Origin of the sequence: Mycobacterium gordonae (assembly GCF_002101675.1) — a bacterium.
GTDB classification, from domain to species: Bacteria; Actinomycetota; Actinomycetes; order Mycobacteriales; family Mycobacteriaceae; genus Mycobacterium; species Mycobacterium gordonae.
In genome coordinates, this window is the sequence record NZ_LQOY01000059.1 from 1 (window position 1) to 17,586 (window position 17,586).

A 17,586-nucleotide genomic window follows, 5' to 3' on the forward strand; every position below is an offset into this window, starting at 1 on the left:
GACATTACGACTCCGGCGATTACGACTCCGCCGTTGACGATCAGCCCGATTGGTGTGGGTGGGTTTACGTTGCCGGATATCACGACTCCGGCGATTACGACTCCGCCGCTGACGCTGGGTCCGATTGGGGTGGGTGGGTTTACGCTGCCGGACATCACGACACCGGTCATCGTCACCCCGCCGCTGACAGTCGGTCCGTTCGGGCTGGGTGCGACCACCCTGCCGGCGCTCACGACCCAGGCGTTCACCACCCAGCCGTTCACCATTCCGTCGATAGGCCTGGGGTCGTTCACCACGCCGGCGCTGACCATCCCCAGCATCCATCTGCCCAGCACCACGATCGCGACCATCAACATCCCGGGCGGACCCGGTTACCTCAACACCAGCGCCAACCCCTCGTCGGGCTTCTTCAACAGCGGAGCGGGCGGAAACTCGGGCATCGGGAACAACGGAGTCGGGCTCTCGGGCTGGTACAACAGCAACCCTGCAGGCGTGTTCGGCGGTTCGGGTTATCAGAACTACGGCAACCTCATCTCCGGCCTCTCAAACCTCGGCAGCGGCGTCTCAGGCTTCGCCAACACCGGGGAACTGTTAGTGACGGCCGTGCTGTCGGGACTTTCCAACATCGGCAATTCCCTGACCGGCATCTTCCACATCGCAGCCTGAACCACGAGCTCACTCAAACCCAGTGAGATGCAGTGAAATAGGAGAGGAAGAGACAGATGGACCCGAAGTTGCGAGTACCTGTGTTCCGTGCGGCGCTGGCGGCGCTGGCGGTTGTGGCCGCCACCCTCCTCGCGGGTTGCAGTTACAGTCTTGAATCCGTTACTCAGAAGCCCGGGCCGCTGGATTCGGTCGTCGTAGCGCCACCCTCGGTGGCCTAGCAGGTCGGGCTCGCCCGGTTTACCCGGTTGCGGCGTCCCCCACCAGGACTGACCGGGGGACGGCGCATCCTGCGATCGGTGGACGGCGCGATTCAACCCGGGCACTGACCGCTCGGCCGACAGACAGCAACGCCACGCGACGGCAACCTGATTGGCATGTCTTTCGTGAACTGCCAGTCAGAGTTGCTGAATTCGGCCGCGGCCAACCTCGAGTCGCTCGGTACCGCGATGCTCGCCGGCAACGCGGCCGCTGCCGCGCCGATCGGCGGCGTCGTGCCGGCCGCGGCCGACGAGGTGTCCGCCCTGACCGCGGCGCAGTTCGCCGCGCACGGTGCCATGTATCAGGCGATCAGCGGCCAGGCGGCGGCGTTTCACGAGCTGTTCGTCAGCACCCTGGCCGCCAGCGGCAACTGCTACGCGGCCACCGAAGCCGCTAACGCGGTAGCGGTCCGCTGAAAGCTGAAAGTCGTCGCGCGTGTACGGGGCACTGCCGCCCGAAGTCAACTCCGGGCGGATGTACACGGGGCCGGGGGCGGGGTCAATGCTGGCCGCCGCGGCCGCCTGGGACGGGATCGCGGTCGATCTGGCTGCTACGGCAGCCGGCTTCGACGGCGTGATCACCGGCCTGGTCAGCGGGCCGTGGCTGGGGGTTGCGGCGACCGCCATGGCGGCCGCAGCAGCCCCGTACGTCGCATGGCTGACCGCCACGGCGGCCCAGGCCGAGGAGGCAGCTGGCCAGGCGAAGGCCGCGGTCGCGGCATACGAGACGGCGTACGCGATGACGGTGCATCCGGCACTGGTGGCCGCCAACCGTACACAGCTGGCAACCCTGGTCGCCACCAACTTCCTCGGCCAGAACTCGCCGGGCATTGCGCTCACCGAGATGCAGTACGGCGAGATGTGGGCCCAGGATGCGGCCGCCATGTACTGCTACGTCGCGGCTTCGGCCTCCGCCGCAAGGTTGACGCCCTTCACCGCGCCACCGCAGACGGTCGTGGGCCCGGTCGGCCTGGCCGCCATCGCCGGCCAGACGAGCGCCTCGCCGGCTGCCAACACGGTCGCGTCGGTGTTGTCGGGTCTGACCTCGCTGTGGCAAGGCGACACCGCGCTGCCCGGCTGGATTTCCGACCTCGACACCCTGATGAGCATCTTCGGCACGCCGTTCTTCGTGTGCACTTCCTCGACCGGGCTGATGATGTCGATGATGTCGACGATCAAGGGCCTCTTCCCTGCCGCCGCCGTCGGCAGCCAGATCGCGACGGCGGCGGGCGCGGCGGCTGCCGAGGCCGCGCACATTGGATCGCCGGGCTTGACCGGCACCGTGTCGGCAGGCCTGGGCGAAGCGGAATCCGTTGGTGGACTCACGGTCCCACCGTCGTGGGCGGCGTCGGCTCCCACGTTGAGCCACGCAGCGGTAGCGGCTCTGCCGGGCGCGGTCAGCAGCACCGCCGCACCCTCGGCCGGCGCCGCTGCGCCCGAGCTGCTGGGTGGACTGCCCTTGGCCGGCGCCGAAGGACGGACGGGCGGCGAGGGCAACCCCACCCACGACGGGATCGCACCGCTTCGGGTGTTGCCGAGCCTCATCGGGTAACCGCCCGTGTCCCCCGATCAGCCGACTCACGTCCGCCACTGTTCCGTCCGATCGGTGGAGTTATGCAACCGTGATCGTTCCTAACGTTCGGAGGGTGACGACAGCGGTGCCAGGTGCAGCCGACCTCCTGACTCTCGACGAGCCCACCCACCGCCGGGCGGTGTGCGCCAGCGGCGGCCTGCGACCGGCTGAAACCACCTGGGCCAGAACGGCTCTGCGCAGCACCCGGTTGCTGCGTCACCGGACCGCGACCCGCGCGCAGGACGCGCACGACAGCTACCCCGCCGTCATCTGGTTGCTGTTGGGCGGCAACTTCGTGGTGCGCGGTGCGGGTTTCGCCTATCCCTTTCTGGCTTACCACGTCGCCGGTCGGCATCACGCCGCCGACGCGGTAGGCGCGGTCCTGGCCGCTTTCGGGTTGGGCTGGGCGATCGGGCAGCTGTTGTGCGGCTGGCTGGCGGACCGGATCGGAGCCCGCACGACATTGACCGCCACCATGCTGGTGGCCGCCGTGGTGCTGGTGCTGATGGCTCAGGCGGTCAGCGTGCCGGTCCTGTTTGTCGGGGCGGTGATCACCGGCGTCGTGTACGACGCGCCGCGGCCAGTGTTGGGTGCCGCGATCACCGAGCTGGTCCCGGACGCGCAACGCCGTGCCAGACTCGACGCCTTCCGCTTCGGCTGGGTGGTGAGCATCGGACGTGCGATCACCGGCGGGGTCGGCGGAATGCTCGTCGGCGCGGTCGGCGTGCCGGTACTGTTCTGGATCAACGCCGCCGGCTGCCTCCTGTTCGCCGTTGTCGCCGGCTGCTGCATCCCCGGCCGGCGGCGCGGCGCGTCGACCAGTCCCCCCAAGCACCCAAACATCAGCTACCGCAGGGCATTCGCCGACCGCCGACTCACCCTGCTGTTCGCGTCGAGCCTGGCCACCCTGATCGCGGTCCGGGGCCTGTATGCCGCGATTCCCATGCTGATGGCCGACCGCGGCCTGGCCGCCGACCAATTCGGATGGGCGCAACTGGCCAACGCCGCGGCAGGGCTCGCACTGACCCCGGTGATCACCCCGTGGGTCGGCAAGAAGGTGGCGGCCCGGTTGCATCCGCGCCTGGACGTCCTGGCTCTGGCCGGACTATGGACGACGGTGAGCATGGGGTGGGCCGCGCTGGCGCACACCACCCTCGACTTCAGTCTGGCCACCGCTTTCTCGACGCCCGGTGAGGTGGCCTGGTTCGTCATCGCCGCCGGCGTCGTGCACCGGATCGCGCCACCCGCGACCGGCGGCCGCTACCACGGGATCTGGTCGATGTCGGTGGCCGTCGCCTCGGTGATCGCCCCGATTATGGCCTCTTACAGCCTGATTCACGGCGGGCACCAGCTCGTCGCAATCGTCACGGTGTCGGCCGGGGCCCTCGGTGCCGGTCTCTGCCTGCCGCTCGCCCGCACTCTGAACAACTCAACCCGTCAGCCCGTTCACCACCGCAAGCAAGGGAGTCATTCACGTTGAGCACCAACGAGGTTCGGCGCGCCGAACTAGCCAACTTACACTCGTGGCCGGTGCCGGTGCAGAATCGCTACTTCGCCGAGGCCGAAGCGCAAGTCGCGCATCACATCGTGCACGATTTCGCCGACACCACGCCGGCGATGTCGGCGCGGCATGGAATCATGTTGTGGCAGAGGCGTGTTGCGCAGGTCTTGGCGGCAGTGTGTGTCGTCCTGGCGGTGGTGGCGCCGTCGGCGTTGTTGGTCGTTCTGCTGGCCCTGACATCGGTGGTCGTGGTGGTGTCGTTCGTCGTCGCCATCGCCGGACTGCGCAAGTGGCGTGACCGCACGCGTCGACCCGTCCCGCAGCTGACCGATGACGAACTGCCCAGCTACACCGTGCTGGTGCCGGCATACCGCGAAGAAGAGGTGATCGGTGACCTGGTGCGCTGCCTGTCCGCGATGGACTACCCGCACGACCGCCTCGAGGTGCTTTTCCTCGTGGAACGCACCGACATCGAAACTCAGGCCGCGATCGCCGCGGCCGAGCCGCCGCCCTACATGCGGATCCTGCCGGTTCCACCCGGGCCGCCGCGCACCAAGCCACGATCCTGCAACGCCGGGCTACTGGTCGCCAAGGGAGAACTGCTGGTGATCTACGACGCCGAAGACCGGCCCGAGCATGACCAGCTTCGGCGCACCGCAGCCGTCTTCGCCGCGGCCTCCGCCGAACTCGCCTGTGTGCAAGCGGTATTGCAGACCAGCAACGTCAAGACCAACCTGCTGGCGCACTGCTTCGGGGTGGAATACGCGCGGCGGTTCCGCATGACGGTGCCCGGACTGTCCGCCCTGGGGGCGCCGTTCCCGCTCGGCGGCACCAGCAACCACTTTCGCACCCAGGTGTTGCGCGAGGTCGGCGGCTGGGATGCCTGGAACGTCTCGGAGGACGCCGATCTGGGCATGCGCCTGCACGCCCTCGGGTACCGGTCGGACGTGGTCGACTCCGTCACCTACGGCGACGCGCCAGACCGGTTGCGGGACTGGATCTCTCAACGCACCCGCTGGCACAAGGGGTTCCTGCTCACCGCGCTGGTACACACCCGGTCCCCTCGTGACGCGGTGCGCCGGTTCGGGCCCCGCGGACTTCTCACCTTGCTCGTGTTCGTGCTCGGCATGCCGGTTCAGTTTCTGGCGCAGACGATGATCTTCGGCCTCAGCATCGCCGATTCGCTCGGCTACGGTGGCCTGATCGGGGTTGAGATCAATCCCACCCTGGTGGGTGTGGTCCAAGCGGCGGGCACGCTCACCTGGCTGATCGCCACCTACCTGGCGTGCGGCGAGCAACGGTGGAGTCACCTGCGCGCCGTCGCCGCGCTGCCGATGTACTGGGTCGCGCACTGGGTAGCCGCGTGGCGCGCGCTCTATCAGCTGGTCACCGCCCCCTTCCTGTGGGAGAAGACGGCGCATCGCGGGGCTGCAAACCCGCCCCTGGCCACTGCCCTGGCGGCGGCCGCCTGACGAAGACCCGTCCACCCCTGTCCCCCGATCGGGGGACAGGCGTTCGTCACCTATTGGGACCGATCGGCGGTACTACCGGCAAGCCGCCTTCCCTAGCGTCAGTCTTGTGAGCACATCGGCGGTCATCGCGGTCGAAAAGCCGGTACCCGGCGCCGCGCGCGAACCCGGCGTCCCGACGGTGATCTGGCTGCTGCTCGCGGGCAACCTGGTGGTGCGCGCGGCGGGTTTCGCCTACGCATTCATGGCCTACCACGTGGCGGGACGCGGCTATGCCGCGGGCGCCGTGGGCGCGGTGCTGGCGGTGTACGGCATCGGCTGGACCGTAGGCCAACTGGCCACCGGCTGGCTGGTCGACCGGACAGGCACGCGCACGACGTTGTTGGCCACCATGTCGGTGGCGACCGCGGTTCTGCTATTGATGGCCGAGGCGCGCAGCTTGCCGATGCTGTTGTCCGGTGCCCTGGTCACCGGTCTGGTCTGTGACTCCCCGCGTCCGGTGCTGGGGGCCGCAATCACCGAACTGGTGACGGACCCGCGGCAGCGGGCGCGACTGGACGGCTGGCGCTTCGGTTGGGCACTCAATATCGGCGCCGCCATCGCCGGTGGAATCGGCGGATTACTGGCGGACTGGTGCGGCACCCCGCTGTTGTACCGGCTCAACGGCGTGGCCTGCGCCGGTTTCGCGGTGCTGGCGGCCCGGTGCCTTCCCGCCGGCGGTTCCCGCCCGGCAAGGCAGGTGAAAGTTGGCTACCGACAGGCGCTTTGTGACCCACGGCTGGCTCTGCTGGTCGGGTCGAGCCTGGCCACGCTGACGGCAATGATGGGTGTTTTCGCAGCGGTGCCGATCCTGATGTCCGATTCCGGACTCGGCGTCGGCGCCTACGGTTTGGTGCAATTCGTCAATGCCCTGACTGTGGTCGCGCTGACGCCGCTGCTGACACCGTGGCTGAGTGCTCGACTGGCGAGTGGTCCGCGGCTGGACATCATGGCGGCCGCGGGGGCGTGGTTGGCGCTGTGCGCCGGGGCGCAGGCACTGGCACACACCACGGTGTTCTTCACGTTGGCCGCCGCGGCGTGCTCACCGGCCGAGATCGCCTGGTTCGTGGTGGCTGCCGGCGTCGTGCACCGGATCGCACCCGCCGGCAATGGTGGTTTGTATCAAGGCATCTGGTCAATGACCGCGGCTGCGGCGTCGGTCGTCGCGCCAGTCCTGCTGGCCTGCGCCCTCCCACACGGCGGACGTCCGGTGCTGGCGCTGGCCACCGTCGCGGTGGGTCTGCTCGGGGCCGCCTGCTGCTCACCGCTGGCGCGTTCGGTTCCCGGCGTGAACCTCCCGTGAGTAAGGTGTTTCGGTGGCGTTCGCCAGTAACGTGGAGCTCGACCGGGTGCGCAAGAATCATCAACTGCGCGCGTACCGGATCGTGGCCATCCTCCGGGTCGGAGTGCTGGCTTTTGTGGTGGGGGCGATGGTGGTGGCTGCGCCCCGATACGAGTGGGGTAGCCAGATCGCCTTGGTCAGTCTTTACGCTTTCGCGACGGTTTCGGCCCTGATACTGGCGTTCACGCCGTTTGACCGGTTCGGCATCACCCGCTTCCGGGTAGGCCGGATGGAACCGTTCGCGTTCACCGCCATCGACGTCATCGTGCTGACGGCCCTGCAGCTGCTGTCCAGTGACGGTATCTATCCGCTGCTGATCATGATTCTGTTGCCGGTGCTGGTGGCGGTGGACATGTCGACTCGGCGGGCGGCGGTCATACTGGGCTTCACCATGGTCGGCTTCGCCCTCGCCGGGATTCAGGACCACCTGCAGAAGCGGGCGATCGGGTGGCCCGACACCGCTTTTCTCTTCGGGCTCTATGCGTTCATGTGCGTCGCCGCATTGGTGACGGTGCGCATCGAGGAGCGCCACAGCCGCTCGGTCGCCGCGCTGAGTGCGCTGCGCGAGGAGTTGTTGGCACAGACGATGACCGCCTCGGAAGTGTTGCAGCGCCGGATCTCCGAGGCCATTCACGACGGGCCGCTGCAGGACGTGCTGGTGGCACGTCAGGAGCTCGTCGAGTTGCAGCTCGACGACCCCGAGGACGACCGGGTCAGTCGCGCGCTGACGGGATTGCAGAGCGCCTCGGAACGCTTGCGGCAAGCTACTTTCGAGCTGCACCCGGCGGTCCTCGAGCAGGTAGGGCTCGGCGCGGCGGTGGAGCAGCTGGCCGGATTCACCGCCAAACGCTCGGGCATCGAGGTGACCACCGACATCGACTACCCGGTCCGCAACGAGATCGACCCGATGGTGTTCGGTGTGGCGCGGGAGCTGCTGTCCAACGTGGTACGTCATTCCCGGGCCACCAAAGCCTCGGTCACGCTCGGCATCACCGACGACTCGTGCGTGCTGAACGTCGCCGACGACGGCGTCGGCGTCAACGACGACACGATGGCGCGCCGCCTCGGTGAGGGGCACATCGGCTTGGCGTCGCACCGCGCCCGCGTCGAAGCCGCCGGTGGCTCCTTCGTGTTTCTCGGGGCGGACAGCGGTACCCGCGTCTGTGTGCAAGTGCCGCTGAAGAAATGACTGCGCCCGACGCAGCCGCGCTCAGTCCAGCAGCTTCTGGCGCATCGCCTCGGCGACGGCCGCGGCACGGTCGCTGACGCCGAGCTTCTCGTACAGGCGCTGCACGTGCGTCTTGACCGTCGAGGGCGCCACATACAGTTCGGCGGCGATGGCGGGGATGCTCTGGCCACGAGCGATGCGATTGAGCACCTCACGTTCGCGTGCGCTGAGCACGGGGGCGCTGGGGGCCGCGCGCTGGCGGATCTCCCCGGCCAGACCGCCGACCAGCGATGGTGCCACCACGTCGCGGCCTTTGGCGCAGTCGAGCACGGCCTTGACTATTTCGGTGCGTGTCGAATCCTTGAGCAGAAAGCCCGCGGCCCCCTGCTGCAGCGCCTGGTAGACGATCGCTGACTCGTCATGGGCCGAGATCAACAAGACCCGGGTCGGCAACTCGTAGCTGCGCACGGCGGCCGCCACCTGAGCGCCGTCCATCCCGGGCATGCGGTAGTCGAGCAAGGCGACGTCGGGCTTGTGCGCCTTGATCAACTCAAGGGCGGCCGAACCGTCGTCGGCTTCGCCGACCACGTTCACCGAGCCACTGAGGGAGAGCGCGCGGACGACGCCCTCGCGGAATAACGGGTGATCGTCACCGACCACCACACGGACCTTCTCGGGGGTCGCAGCGCCGACCATGGCGAAAGTGTAGCGGCTGCCGGCAAAGATCCGTCCACAATCGCCCGAGTAATCGCTGCGGATCTCGACATGTTTGCTCCGTCGCCGCTCTGCGCCCCTCGCAGCGGGTCTGATGAGTACGGTGTTCTCGTGGCGACCAGCGACGTCGAACTGGACCGGGTGCGCAGAGTGCACCGGTTGCGCTCCTACCGGATCGCTTCGCTGCTGCGGGTCGGCGTCGTCGCGCTGATGATCGCCGCGATGCTCATCGGCACCCGGCGTTCTGAGTGGGCTCAGCAAAGCGTCTTGATCGCCCTCTACGCCGGCATCGCGGTGTGCTCGCTGGTTTTGGCATTTGCGCCGTCGCGTGCCTGGGTCGGCATGGGACCGTTGGTGCGGATGCGCCGGCTGGAGCCGTTCGCCTTCACCGCCATCGACGTGGTCGCCTTGACGGGCTACCAGATGCTGTCCACCGACGGCTGGTGGGCCTGGATGTGTCGACCCGCCGGGCGGCGGTGGTGCTGATTTTCACCCTGTTCGGGTTCGCGCTCGCGGTGCTCGAGGATCCGGTTATGGTCAGAGCGATCGGCTGGCCAGAAGCAGTCTTCCGGTTCGCGCTGTATGCGTTCCTGTGTGGCACCGCACTGGTCGTGGTCCGCATCGAGGAGCGCCACGCCCGCTCGGTCGCCGGCTTGAGTGCGTTGCGCGAGGAATTGCTGGCACAGACGATGACAGCCTCGGAAGTGCTGCAGCGGCGGATCTCGGAATCCATTCATGACGGGCCGTTGCAGGATGTGCTGGCGGCGCGCCAGGAGCTCATCGAGCTCGAACTCGATCACCCCGACGACGAGCGGGTGAGCCGAGCGCTAGAGGGGTTGCAGAGTGCGTCAGAACGCCTGCGGCAGGCCACCTTCGAGCTGCATCCGGCGGTCCTGGAAGAGGTCGGGCTGGGGCCTGCGGTGGAGCAACTGGCCGGGTTCACCGCCCGGCGCTCGGGCATCAAGGTCACCACCGACGTCGACTACCCGATTCGCAATGAGATCGATCCGATCGTGTTCGGGGTGGTGCGGGAGTTGCTGTCCAACGTGGTGCACCACTCGCACGCCAAGAGCGCCTCGGTCATGCTCGGCATCACCGATGAAATGTGCGTGCTGAACGTGGCCGACGACGGTGTCGGGGTCAACGGTGACACGATGGCGCGGCGGCTGGGGGAGGGACACATCGGTCTGGCTTCGCACCGGGCGCGGGTGGACGCCGCCGGCGGCACCTTCGTCTTCCTCGACGCTCCCACCGGAACGCACGTGTGCGTAGAGGTGCCTCTCAAGGCTTGACGGACTCGCCGGTGGCCGCCGCGTACCCGGCCCGGTATCCGAAAACCATTGCCGGACCCAAGGTTCCACCGGCACCGCCGTAGGCCCGGCCGGTCGCCCCCGCCATCGCATTGCCCGCGGCGAACAGGCCGGGAATCGGTTTGCCGCTGACGTGCAACACCCGGCCGTCGGGATCGGTCCGCGGTCCGCCCTTGGTGCCCATCGATCCCACGCAAACCGGTACCGCGTAGAAGGGGGCGGTGTCGATGGGGCCCAACGTCTTTGCGGCCAGCGTGGTGGCGCGGTCGTCCCCCCAATAGCCGTCGTACGCACTGGACCCGCGTCCGAAGTCCGGGTCCGTGCCGGCGGCGACGTTGGCGTTCCACCGCTCGACGGTCCCGGTCAGCCCGGTGGCGTCGATGCCGGTCTTGGCACCCAGCTCGGCGAGATCGGCCGACTCGCAGAACCAATCCGGAACCGGTTGTCCGGGTGCCACTCCAAGGAATCCGTAGTTGCTCAGGTGCACCGAGTCGAAGACCATCCAGGCGCGATCATTGACGTAGCCGCCGCGGGGATCGAGGTAGTGGAAGGCGCCGGCCATCGAGTTGTATTCACCGGCTTCGTTGACGAACCGCCGGCCGGCCTTGTTGACGATGATGCTGCGCGGGCGGGTGCGTTCCAGTCGCACGCTGCGGCTGCGCTGCTTGCCGGCGATGGTGTCGTTGGGTATGCGCACGATCGGCACCCACCAGGCCTCACCCATGTTGGCCAGGTCCGCCCCGAGCGCCATCGCCATGCGCAGCCCGTCGCCGGTGTTGTTCGGCGGTGAAACCGCACCGTGCATCGGACCCCGCAGAAAGGCCTTGACCAGCAACGGATCCCATTCGAATCCGCCGGTGGCCAGGATGACGCCGCGGCCCGCGCGTACGGCCAGGCTTTGTTCGGGACCGGTGATCCGCACGCCGGTGACGGTTCCGCCGCCGTTGACGATGAGCTCAGTGGCCCGGGAGTTGGTGCACGGTGCCACTCCGACATCCAGCAGCCCTTTGAGTAGCCCTGCGATCAGCGCGGTGCCCGCCACGCACAACTCGCCGGACCGCTCGACATCTGCATGCAGGCGGGCCCTGGTTTCGGCATCGGTACCGACGTTGGACCAGTCGGCGGGAAACGCGGTGATGTGCGCGGCCCAGACGCCGATCTGGTTGAGGTCGAACGGCGCCGCGCTGAGCGAACGGCCGCCCGACGGCTGTCCCCCAGGTAGTTCGGGCTGATAGTCGGGAAAGCCCTCGGCGATCTCGAAGCGCAGCCCGCTGTATTTCTCGACGAAGTCGAGCATCGACGGGCCGGTCCGCACGAACGTATCGACCAGGGTGTCGTCCATCGAGTCGAAAGACTGCGCGCGCAGATAACGCAATGCGTCATCCGTCGTCAATTCTCCTGCGGAAGAACGGTTGTGGGCCGGAATCCAGGCGATGCCGCCGGACACCGCGGTGGTGCCTCCGACGGTGTCGGATTTCTCGAACACTCCCACCGTGGCGCCGGCGATCGCCGCGGTGAGCGCCGCCGTCAGGCCGGCGCCGCCGCTGCCGAGTACGACGACATCGTATTCGTGGTCCCAGTCCGGATTTTCACCGTGCGGCATGCCCGAATGTCCTTTCAGCTCAGCAGCGCGGACAACTGCGCTGCGGCCCTGATGACCGCCTCCTTGCCGCGCATCACCACGTCTTCGCGGTGGGAGATCAGGTTGATACACGTCGGCGGCGCCGGTGCCGGCCGGCGAACCGGCACCGCCAGACCGTAGGTATTCGGCTCGATCTCGCCGTGGGTGGTGACCCAACCTTGTTGCCGCGCCGTGGTGACCAGGTCCCGCTCGCCCGGACGGGGCGGCATGTTCGCCAGCAGCGCGATCCCGGCCGCGCCGCGGTCCAGTGGGTAGCGGCTGCCCTCGTGGAAGGCGAGCTGGTAGGCGACCTGGGTCGGCACGATCACGGCAATGGCCACCTGTTCGTCGCCCTCGGCGATGAGCAGCGACACCGTGGTGCCCAGTTCATCGGCCAGCGACCGCAGCGTGGGCAGGCTGAGCTGACGGACGTTGTGGTCGAACGAGGCGCCGAGGGTCGCCAACCCGGCGGCCGGGCGAAAGCGGCCGTCCTCGCCCTTGGAGACCAGCCGAAACTCCGCCAGAGTGGCCAGCAACCGGTAGGCGATGGTGCGGTGCACGCCGACCTGGTCGGCGACCTCTTGCATGGTCAGGCCGGTTGGGGAGGCCGCCACCAGTTGCAGCGCGGTGAGACCCCGGGCCAGCGTCTGGGAACCCGTCACGGTCTTGACAGACCTTGGAGCGAGAGCCAAGCTCTATATATAACGCACATTGGTGTGCGATATTAGCACACACGATGTGCTGAAAACGAGAACCAGATTTCCGCCGAGAGGAATCGTGACCGAGTTCGAAAGCGTGTGGAGCGACCTGCAGGGCGTCGCGTTCTCGCAGGGATACCTGACGGCCGGCGGCATCCGCACCCGCTATCTGCAGGCGGGCGACCCGAGCCTGCCGGTGCTGATCCTGCTGCACGGGTCCGGCGGGCACGCCGAGGCGTATGTGCGCAATCTCGCCGCTCACGCCGAGCACTTCTGGACCTGGTCGATCGACATGCTGGGGCACGGGTACACCGACAAGCCGGGACACCCGTTGGAGATCCGGCATTACGTCGAACATTTGATGGCGGTGGTTGGCACCATCGGAGCCGAGCGCATCCACCTGAGCGGCGAGTCACTGGGCGGCTGGGTGGCCGCCCGCGCCGCGATCGACCATCCGGCCGTCATCGACCGGCTGGTCCTCAACACCGCCGGCGGCTCACAGGCCGACCCCGTGGTGATGAAACGAATCATCGCGCTGTCCATGGCAGCTGCGGAGGACCCGACCTGGGAGACCGTGCAAGCCCGCATCAAATGGTTGATGGCGGACAAGTCAAAGGACTACAACGACCTGGTCGCCAGCCGGCAACGCATCTACCGGCAACCGGGCTTCGTGGCGGCGATGCGCGACATCATGGCCTTGCAAGACCCGGAGATCCGGGCCCGAAACCTGTTGGGGCCGGCCGAATACGGATCCATCACCGCGCCCACGCTGGTCCTGTGGACCAGCGACGACCCCACCGCCGAAGTGCCCGAGGGTCGACGCATGGCGTCGATGATCCCGGGGGCGCGCTTCGAGGTGATGCCCGGTTGCGGTCACTGGCCGCAGTACGAGGACGCCAAGACCTTCAACCACTTGCATCTCGACTTCCTACTGGGCCGATGATGACCTCGGACAGCCACCGGACCGAAGTCGACGTGTTGGTGGTCGGCGCCGGACCGGTCGGCCTGACCCTGGCCAATATCCTTGGCCTGCAGGGTGTCCGGACGCTGGTGGCCGAGGAACGTTCGACGCTCATCGACTATCCGCGCGGGGTCGGCCTCGACGACGAGGGCCTGCGCACCTTCCAGTCAATCGGTTTGGTGGACCGGGTTTTGCCGCACACGGTCCCGAACCAGATCCTGCGGTTCTACGACGCCAAGCGCCGGGTGCTGGCCGAAATGGCGCCGCCGGATGCGCGATTCGGCTGGCCCAAGCGCAACGGGTTCGTACAGCCGTTGGTCGACGCCGAATTGCTGGGCGGCCTGGACCGGTTCGACCATGTCGGGGTGCGGTGGAACAGCCCGATGCTCCGATGTGCGCCTGGCGACGGCGGGGTGGGTGTGGAACTCGGTGGCGCGCAACCGTTGACGGTACAGGCACATTACGTCGTCGGCTGCGACGGCGGACGCAGCATCACCCGGGGCATGATGGGCGTGTCGTTCGACGGCACCACCTCCCCGACGAGGTGGCTGGTCGTCGATATCGCCAACGATCCGCTGGGCCACCCGAACAGCGAGGTCGGCGCCGACCCGGAACGCCCCTACGCCTCCATCTCGATCGCGCATGGAATACGGCGGTTCGAGTTCATGATTCACGCCCACGAGACCGATCAACAGGCCGAGGATCCAGCGTTTCTGCGACAGATGCTGGCGCGCATGGTGCCCTATCCCGACCGGGTCGAGGTCATCCGCCGCCGCGTCTACACCCACCATTCGCGGATCGCCGGCGCTTTCCGCAATGGGCGGACGCTGCTCGCCGGGGACGCGGCGCACCTGATGCCGGTGTGGCAGGGGCAGGGCTACAACAGCGGCATCCGCGACGCCGCCAACCTCGGCTGGAAGCTGGCCGCGGTGGTGCAGGGCCAGGCCGATGAAGCGTTGCTCGACACCTATGACCTGGAGCGGCGCAAGCACGCGCGGGCGATGATCGACCTGTCCACCATGGTGGGCCGGGTCATCTCACCAACCAATCGCCGCTTAGCCAGCGCCCGGGACGCCGTCATTCGATCGGCGTCGATTGTGCCGTCTCTGAAGCGGTATGTGCTGGAGATGAGATTCAAGCCGATGCCGCGCTACGAGCACGGCGCGGTGGCTCACCCGCCCGGCGTGCCGCCGCGACCGGGTTCGCCGACCGGCACGCTGTTCATCCAGCCCCGCGTCGATACCCGGACCCAGCGCGACGTTCTGCTCGACGATGTCCTCGGCACCTGGTTCGCCGTGTTGTGCTGGAACAACAACCCGCGAAAGATTCTTGGCGAGTGCGCTTTCGAAGACTGGAAGGCGCTGGGGGCCCGCTTCGTCGCGCTGCGACCGCTGACCCAGCTTGGATGGACCGGGCAGGACGACGCCGACGTGGTGGTCGTCGGCGACCGCGGCGGGCACCTCAAAGCCTGGTTCGACCAGCACGAGGAGTCGGTGGTCTTTTTGCGCCCCGACCGGTGTGTCGCCGGCGCCTGCATCGCCCAGCGCGCCACCGAGTTGAGCACCGCCCTGATCGAGGCCCTTTCGTTGACGCCGAAAGGGGGTGAATCGGACAGTGCCACTGGCTCTTTGCTGTATGTCCCACAGCCCGCTACTGAATCTACCGGGGCCGCCGCGGGCTCTGCTTGACGATGTCGAGGCCGGCATCGCACAGGCCCGGGACTTCGTCACCGCATTCGATCCCGAACTGGTCGTCGTGTTCTCTCCGGACCATTACAACGGGTTCTTCTACAAGGTGATGCCGCCGTTCTGTATCGGGCTGCAGGCCAATGGCGTCGGTGACTACGGCACCTATGCTGGTGAGCTGCCCGTGGCGGAGGACACCGCGAAGCATTGCGCGCGGGCGGTACTGGGTGCCGGTGTCGACATCACGGTATCGGCAAGCATGGACGTCGATCACGGCACCGTCCAGCCGCTGGAGAAGTTGTTCGGTTGTGCCACGGCAGCTCCGGTGATTCCGATCTTCATCAATGCGGTCGCCGAGCCGCTGGGTCCCCTGCGCCGGTGCCGGGTGCTGGGTAGCGCCGTGGGCGAGTACCTGTCCACCCTGGACAAAAGGGTGCTGATCCTCGGATCGGGCGGGCTCTCGCACAGCCCTCCGGTACCCACCCTCACCACCGCCGGGCCGGCCCAGCTGCAGCGGATCGTGCACGGTCAGCCCCTGAGCATCGAGCAGCGCCAAGCCCGCCAAGATCAGGTGATCGAGGCGGCCAGGAGCTTTGCCGGCGGTGCCAGCGACCTCCAACCGCTCAACCCCGTCTGGGACCAACGCTTCCTGGACATCGTCGACAGCGGTCATCTTGCCGATCTCGACAAATGGTCCAACTCGTTCGTGACGCATGAGGGTGGCAGCTCGGCTCACGAAATCCGCACCTGGATCGCGGCTTTCGCGGCACTGGCGACCGCCGGCCCCTACCGGACCGAGGTGAGCTACTACAAGCCGGCCGCTGACTTGATCGCCGGATTCGCCATCCGGACGGCGGTCCCGTTCGCATGACGTCCTTCGATGACTTCGATCACGTGGTCGACGTGCTCATCGTCGGTTCCGGCGGTGGCGGCATGACGGCCGCGCTGAGGGCGGCGTCGTGTGGTCTGGACGCGCTGGTGATCGAAAAGTCAAGCCACTTCGGTGGTTCCACCGCCCTGTCCGGCGGCGGTATCTGGGTACCCGGCGCGCCCGCGCAGCGGCGCGCGGGCTATTCACCCGCTCCCGAGGCGGTCGTTGGGTACCTGCGGCAGATCACCGCAGGTCTGGTCAGTGACGCCCGGATCCGCCAATACGTGGATTCGGCACCACGGATGCTGGAGTTCCTGGAAAACCTCAGCCCCTGGCTGGAATTCGTCTGGAAGCCCGGCTACGCCGACTACTACCCGGAACTGCCGGGCGGCTCCGAACTCGGCAGCACCATCAACGTGCCGCCGATCGACCTGCGCGAATTGGGCGTGGACGAGCCGAAGCTGCTGCAGCCGCTGGCGCTGGCGCCCAAGGGAATCTGGCTGGGACCCAAGGAGCTGCGTTCCTTCTACCTCATCCGGCAGTCCTGGGCCGGCAAAGCCGTGCTGGTGAAGTTGATTTCACGGATGGTGCGGGCACGGGTGTTCGGCGAGCGGATCGCTGCGATCGGGCAATCCCTGGCCGCGCGGCTGCGACTGGCGATGAAGGAACGGGGCATTCCGCTGTGGCTGGACACGCCGTTGGGTGAGCTGCTGACCGATGCCGACGGATCGGTGATCGGGGCCCTGGTACACCGTGACGGCACGCGGCAGCGGATCGGGGCGCGTGGCGGCGTGATTCTGGCCTCCGGCGGCTTCGATCACGACATGGCCTGGCGCAAGGAACATCAGCCGGTGGTGGATCAGGACTGGAGCTTCGGCAACCCGGCAGCCATGGGCGACGGGATACGCGCGGGGCAGCAGGTGGGCGCCGCCGCGGATCTGCTCGACGAGGCGTGGTGGTTTCCCGCGATCCAATGGCCGGACGGGCGAATGCAATTCATGCTCAACGAGCGAATGATGCCGTCGCAGTTCATCGTCAATGGCGACGGCAAGCGGTTCATCAACGAAGCGGCGCCCTACATGGATTTCGGTCACGCCATGATCGAGGGCCACAAGTCCGGTGTCACGCACATTCCGTGCTGGCTGATCACCGATCACCGGTCCTTCAACCGCTACGTCGTCGGAGGGCACCTGCCGATACCGAAGATTCCCGGTGCACCGGTGCCCACCGGGCGCAAGGTCCCGAAGGCGTGGCTGGACTCCGGCGTGGTCAAAGCAGCCTCGACGTGGGAGGAACTGGCGGCCAAGATCGATGTTCCCGCAGCGCAATTGCGCACCACCGCCACTCGGTTCAACGAACTGGCTCGCGCCGGCCATGACGACGACTTCAACCGCGGCGACAGTGTCTACGACAACTACTACGGTGACCCGACGCTGCCGAACCCCAACCTGTATCCGCTGGGTGGCCCGCCGTATTACGCGTTTCGCATCGTGCCCGGCGATCTCGGCACCTCCGGTGGTCTGCGCACCGACGAGTTCGCCCGGGTGCTGCGAACCGACGACACCGTGGTGCCCAGGCTGTACGCGGTGGGCAACACCTCGGCGCCCGTCATGGGCCGCAGCTACGCAGGCGCCGGGGCAACCATCGGACCTGCCATGACTTTCGGCTTCGTCGCCGCCAAACATATAGCCGCACAGACCCTCTAGGAGGT

The 17,586-nt window shown here is 67.5% G+C and carries 13 protein-coding genes and 2 pseudogenes; 12 read left to right on the forward strand and 3 right to left on the reverse strand.

Features of this window, described 5'->3' with window-relative positions:
• From AWC08_RS09795 to AWC08_RS09825, 7 genes and pseudogenes are all read left to right on the forward strand, one after another.
• A pseudogene (locus AWC08_RS09795) lies at positions 1–666 on the forward strand (PPE family protein); the annotation flags it as partial.
• A gap of 374 nt (positions 667–1,040) precedes the next feature.
• Entirely contained in the window at positions 1,041–1,340 is a 300-nt protein-coding gene (locus tag AWC08_RS09800) for a PE family protein (RefSeq protein ID WP_069433295.1), read from the forward strand.
• Between the two features lie 19 nt (positions 1,341–1,359).
• Complete coding sequence (locus tag AWC08_RS09805) at positions 1,360–2,475, forward strand: PPE family protein (protein ID WP_232007814.1); 1,116 nt, start codon at positions 1,360–1,362, stop codon at positions 2,473–2,475.
• 214 nt (positions 2,476–2,689) lie between these two features.
• Positions 2,690–3,976: an MFS transporter gene (locus AWC08_RS09810; protein ID WP_065132826.1), complete on the forward strand. Its 1,287-nt coding sequence runs from the start codon at positions 2,690–2,692 to the stop codon at positions 3,974–3,976.
• Between the two features lie 50 nt (positions 3,977–4,026).
• Positions 4,027–5,469, forward strand: a complete 1,443-nt coding sequence (locus AWC08_RS09815) for a glycosyltransferase family 2 protein (RefSeq protein WP_085087724.1) — start codon at positions 4,027–4,029, stop codon at positions 5,467–5,469.
• 124 nt (positions 5,470–5,593) lie between these two features.
• Entirely contained in the window at positions 5,594–6,808 is a 1,215-nt protein-coding gene (locus AWC08_RS09820; protein ID WP_232007816.1) for an MFS transporter, read from the forward strand.
• Positions 6,809–6,821: 13 nt separating this feature from the next.
• Entirely contained in the window at positions 6,822–8,036 is a 1,215-nt protein-coding gene (locus AWC08_RS09825) for a sensor histidine kinase (protein WP_069433292.1), read from the forward strand.
• Positions 8,037–8,057: 21 nt separating this feature from the next.
• On the opposite strand, the gene narL is transcribed toward AWC08_RS09825, so the two are convergent.
• A complete protein-coding gene (gene narL / locus AWC08_RS09830) occupies positions 8,058–8,711 on the reverse strand; it encodes a two-component system response regulator NarL (RefSeq protein WP_065132820.1) in 654 nt (217 codons plus the stop codon).
• A gap of 69 nt (positions 8,712–8,780) precedes the next feature.
• Between narL and AWC08_RS09835 the strand changes: the two are divergent.
• Positions 8,781–10,021, forward strand: a pseudogene (locus AWC08_RS09835) (sensor histidine kinase).
• Here the strand turns inward: AWC08_RS09835 and AWC08_RS09840 are convergent.
• Together AWC08_RS09840 and AWC08_RS09845 are read right to left on the reverse strand one after the other, a co-directional pair.
• Entirely contained in the window at positions 10,011–11,642 is a 1,632-nt protein-coding gene (locus tag AWC08_RS09840; protein ID WP_069435621.1) for an FAD-dependent oxidoreductase, read from the reverse strand. The pseudogene AWC08_RS09835 and the gene AWC08_RS09840 overlap by 11 nt on opposite strands.
• 14 nt (positions 11,643–11,656) lie before the next feature.
• A complete protein-coding gene (locus AWC08_RS09845; RefSeq protein WP_167544951.1) occupies positions 11,657–12,322 on the reverse strand; it encodes an IclR family transcriptional regulator in 666 nt (221 codons plus the stop codon).
• Between the two features lie 115 nt (positions 12,323–12,437).
• Here AWC08_RS09845 and AWC08_RS09850 point away from each other — a divergent pair, with 115 nt between their 5' ends.
• From AWC08_RS09850 to AWC08_RS09865, 4 genes are read left to right on the forward strand one after another with little or no spacing between them, the layout of a single operon-like run.
• The gene (locus AWC08_RS09850; RefSeq protein WP_085087737.1) at positions 12,438–13,301 is read left to right on the forward strand and encodes an alpha/beta fold hydrolase; all 864 of its coding nucleotides are present in this window, start codon (positions 12,438–12,440) and stop codon (positions 13,299–13,301) included.
• Complete coding sequence (locus AWC08_RS09855; protein WP_174900764.1) at positions 13,298–15,007, forward strand: bifunctional 3-(3-hydroxy-phenyl)propionate/3-hydroxycinnamic acid hydroxylase; 1,710 nt, start codon at positions 13,298–13,300, stop codon at positions 15,005–15,007. The genes AWC08_RS09850 and AWC08_RS09855 overlap by 4 nt, the downstream gene beginning before the upstream one ends.
• On the forward strand, positions 14,955–15,875 hold the full coding sequence (locus tag AWC08_RS09860; protein ID WP_069434817.1) for a 3-carboxyethylcatechol 2,3-dioxygenase: 921 nt from the start codon (positions 14,955–14,957) through the stop codon (positions 15,873–15,875). The genes AWC08_RS09855 and AWC08_RS09860 overlap by 53 nt, the downstream gene beginning before the upstream one ends.
• Positions 15,872–17,581, forward strand: a complete 1,710-nt coding sequence (locus tag AWC08_RS09865; protein ID WP_069434816.1) for an FAD-binding protein — start codon at positions 15,872–15,874, stop codon at positions 17,579–17,581. The genes AWC08_RS09860 and AWC08_RS09865 overlap by 4 nt, the downstream gene beginning before the upstream one ends.
• The last annotated feature ends 5 nt before the right edge of the window (positions 17,582–17,586 follow it).

Coding starts and splice junctions, on each gene's coding strand:
- AWC08_RS09865 (WP_069434816.1), top strand. CDS start 15,872: ATGACGTCCTTCGATGACTTCGATCACGTGGTCGACGTGCTCATCGTC.
- AWC08_RS09855 (WP_174900764.1), top strand. CDS start 13,298: ATGATGACCTCGGACAGCCACCGGACCGAAGTCGACGTGTTGGTGGTC.
- narL (WP_065132820.1), bottom strand. CDS start 8,711: ATGGTCGGCGCTGCGACCCCCGAGAAGGTCCGTGTGGTGGTCGGTGAC.
- AWC08_RS09840 (WP_069435621.1), bottom strand. CDS start 11,642: ATGCCGCACGGTGAAAATCCGGACTGGGACCACGAATACGATGTCGTC.
- AWC08_RS09860 (WP_069434817.1), top strand. CDS start 14,955: ATGTCCCACAGCCCGCTACTGAATCTACCGGGGCCGCCGCGGGCTCTG.
- AWC08_RS09800 (WP_069433295.1), top strand. CDS start 1,041: ATGTCTTTCGTGAACTGCCAGTCAGAGTTGCTGAATTCGGCCGCGGCC.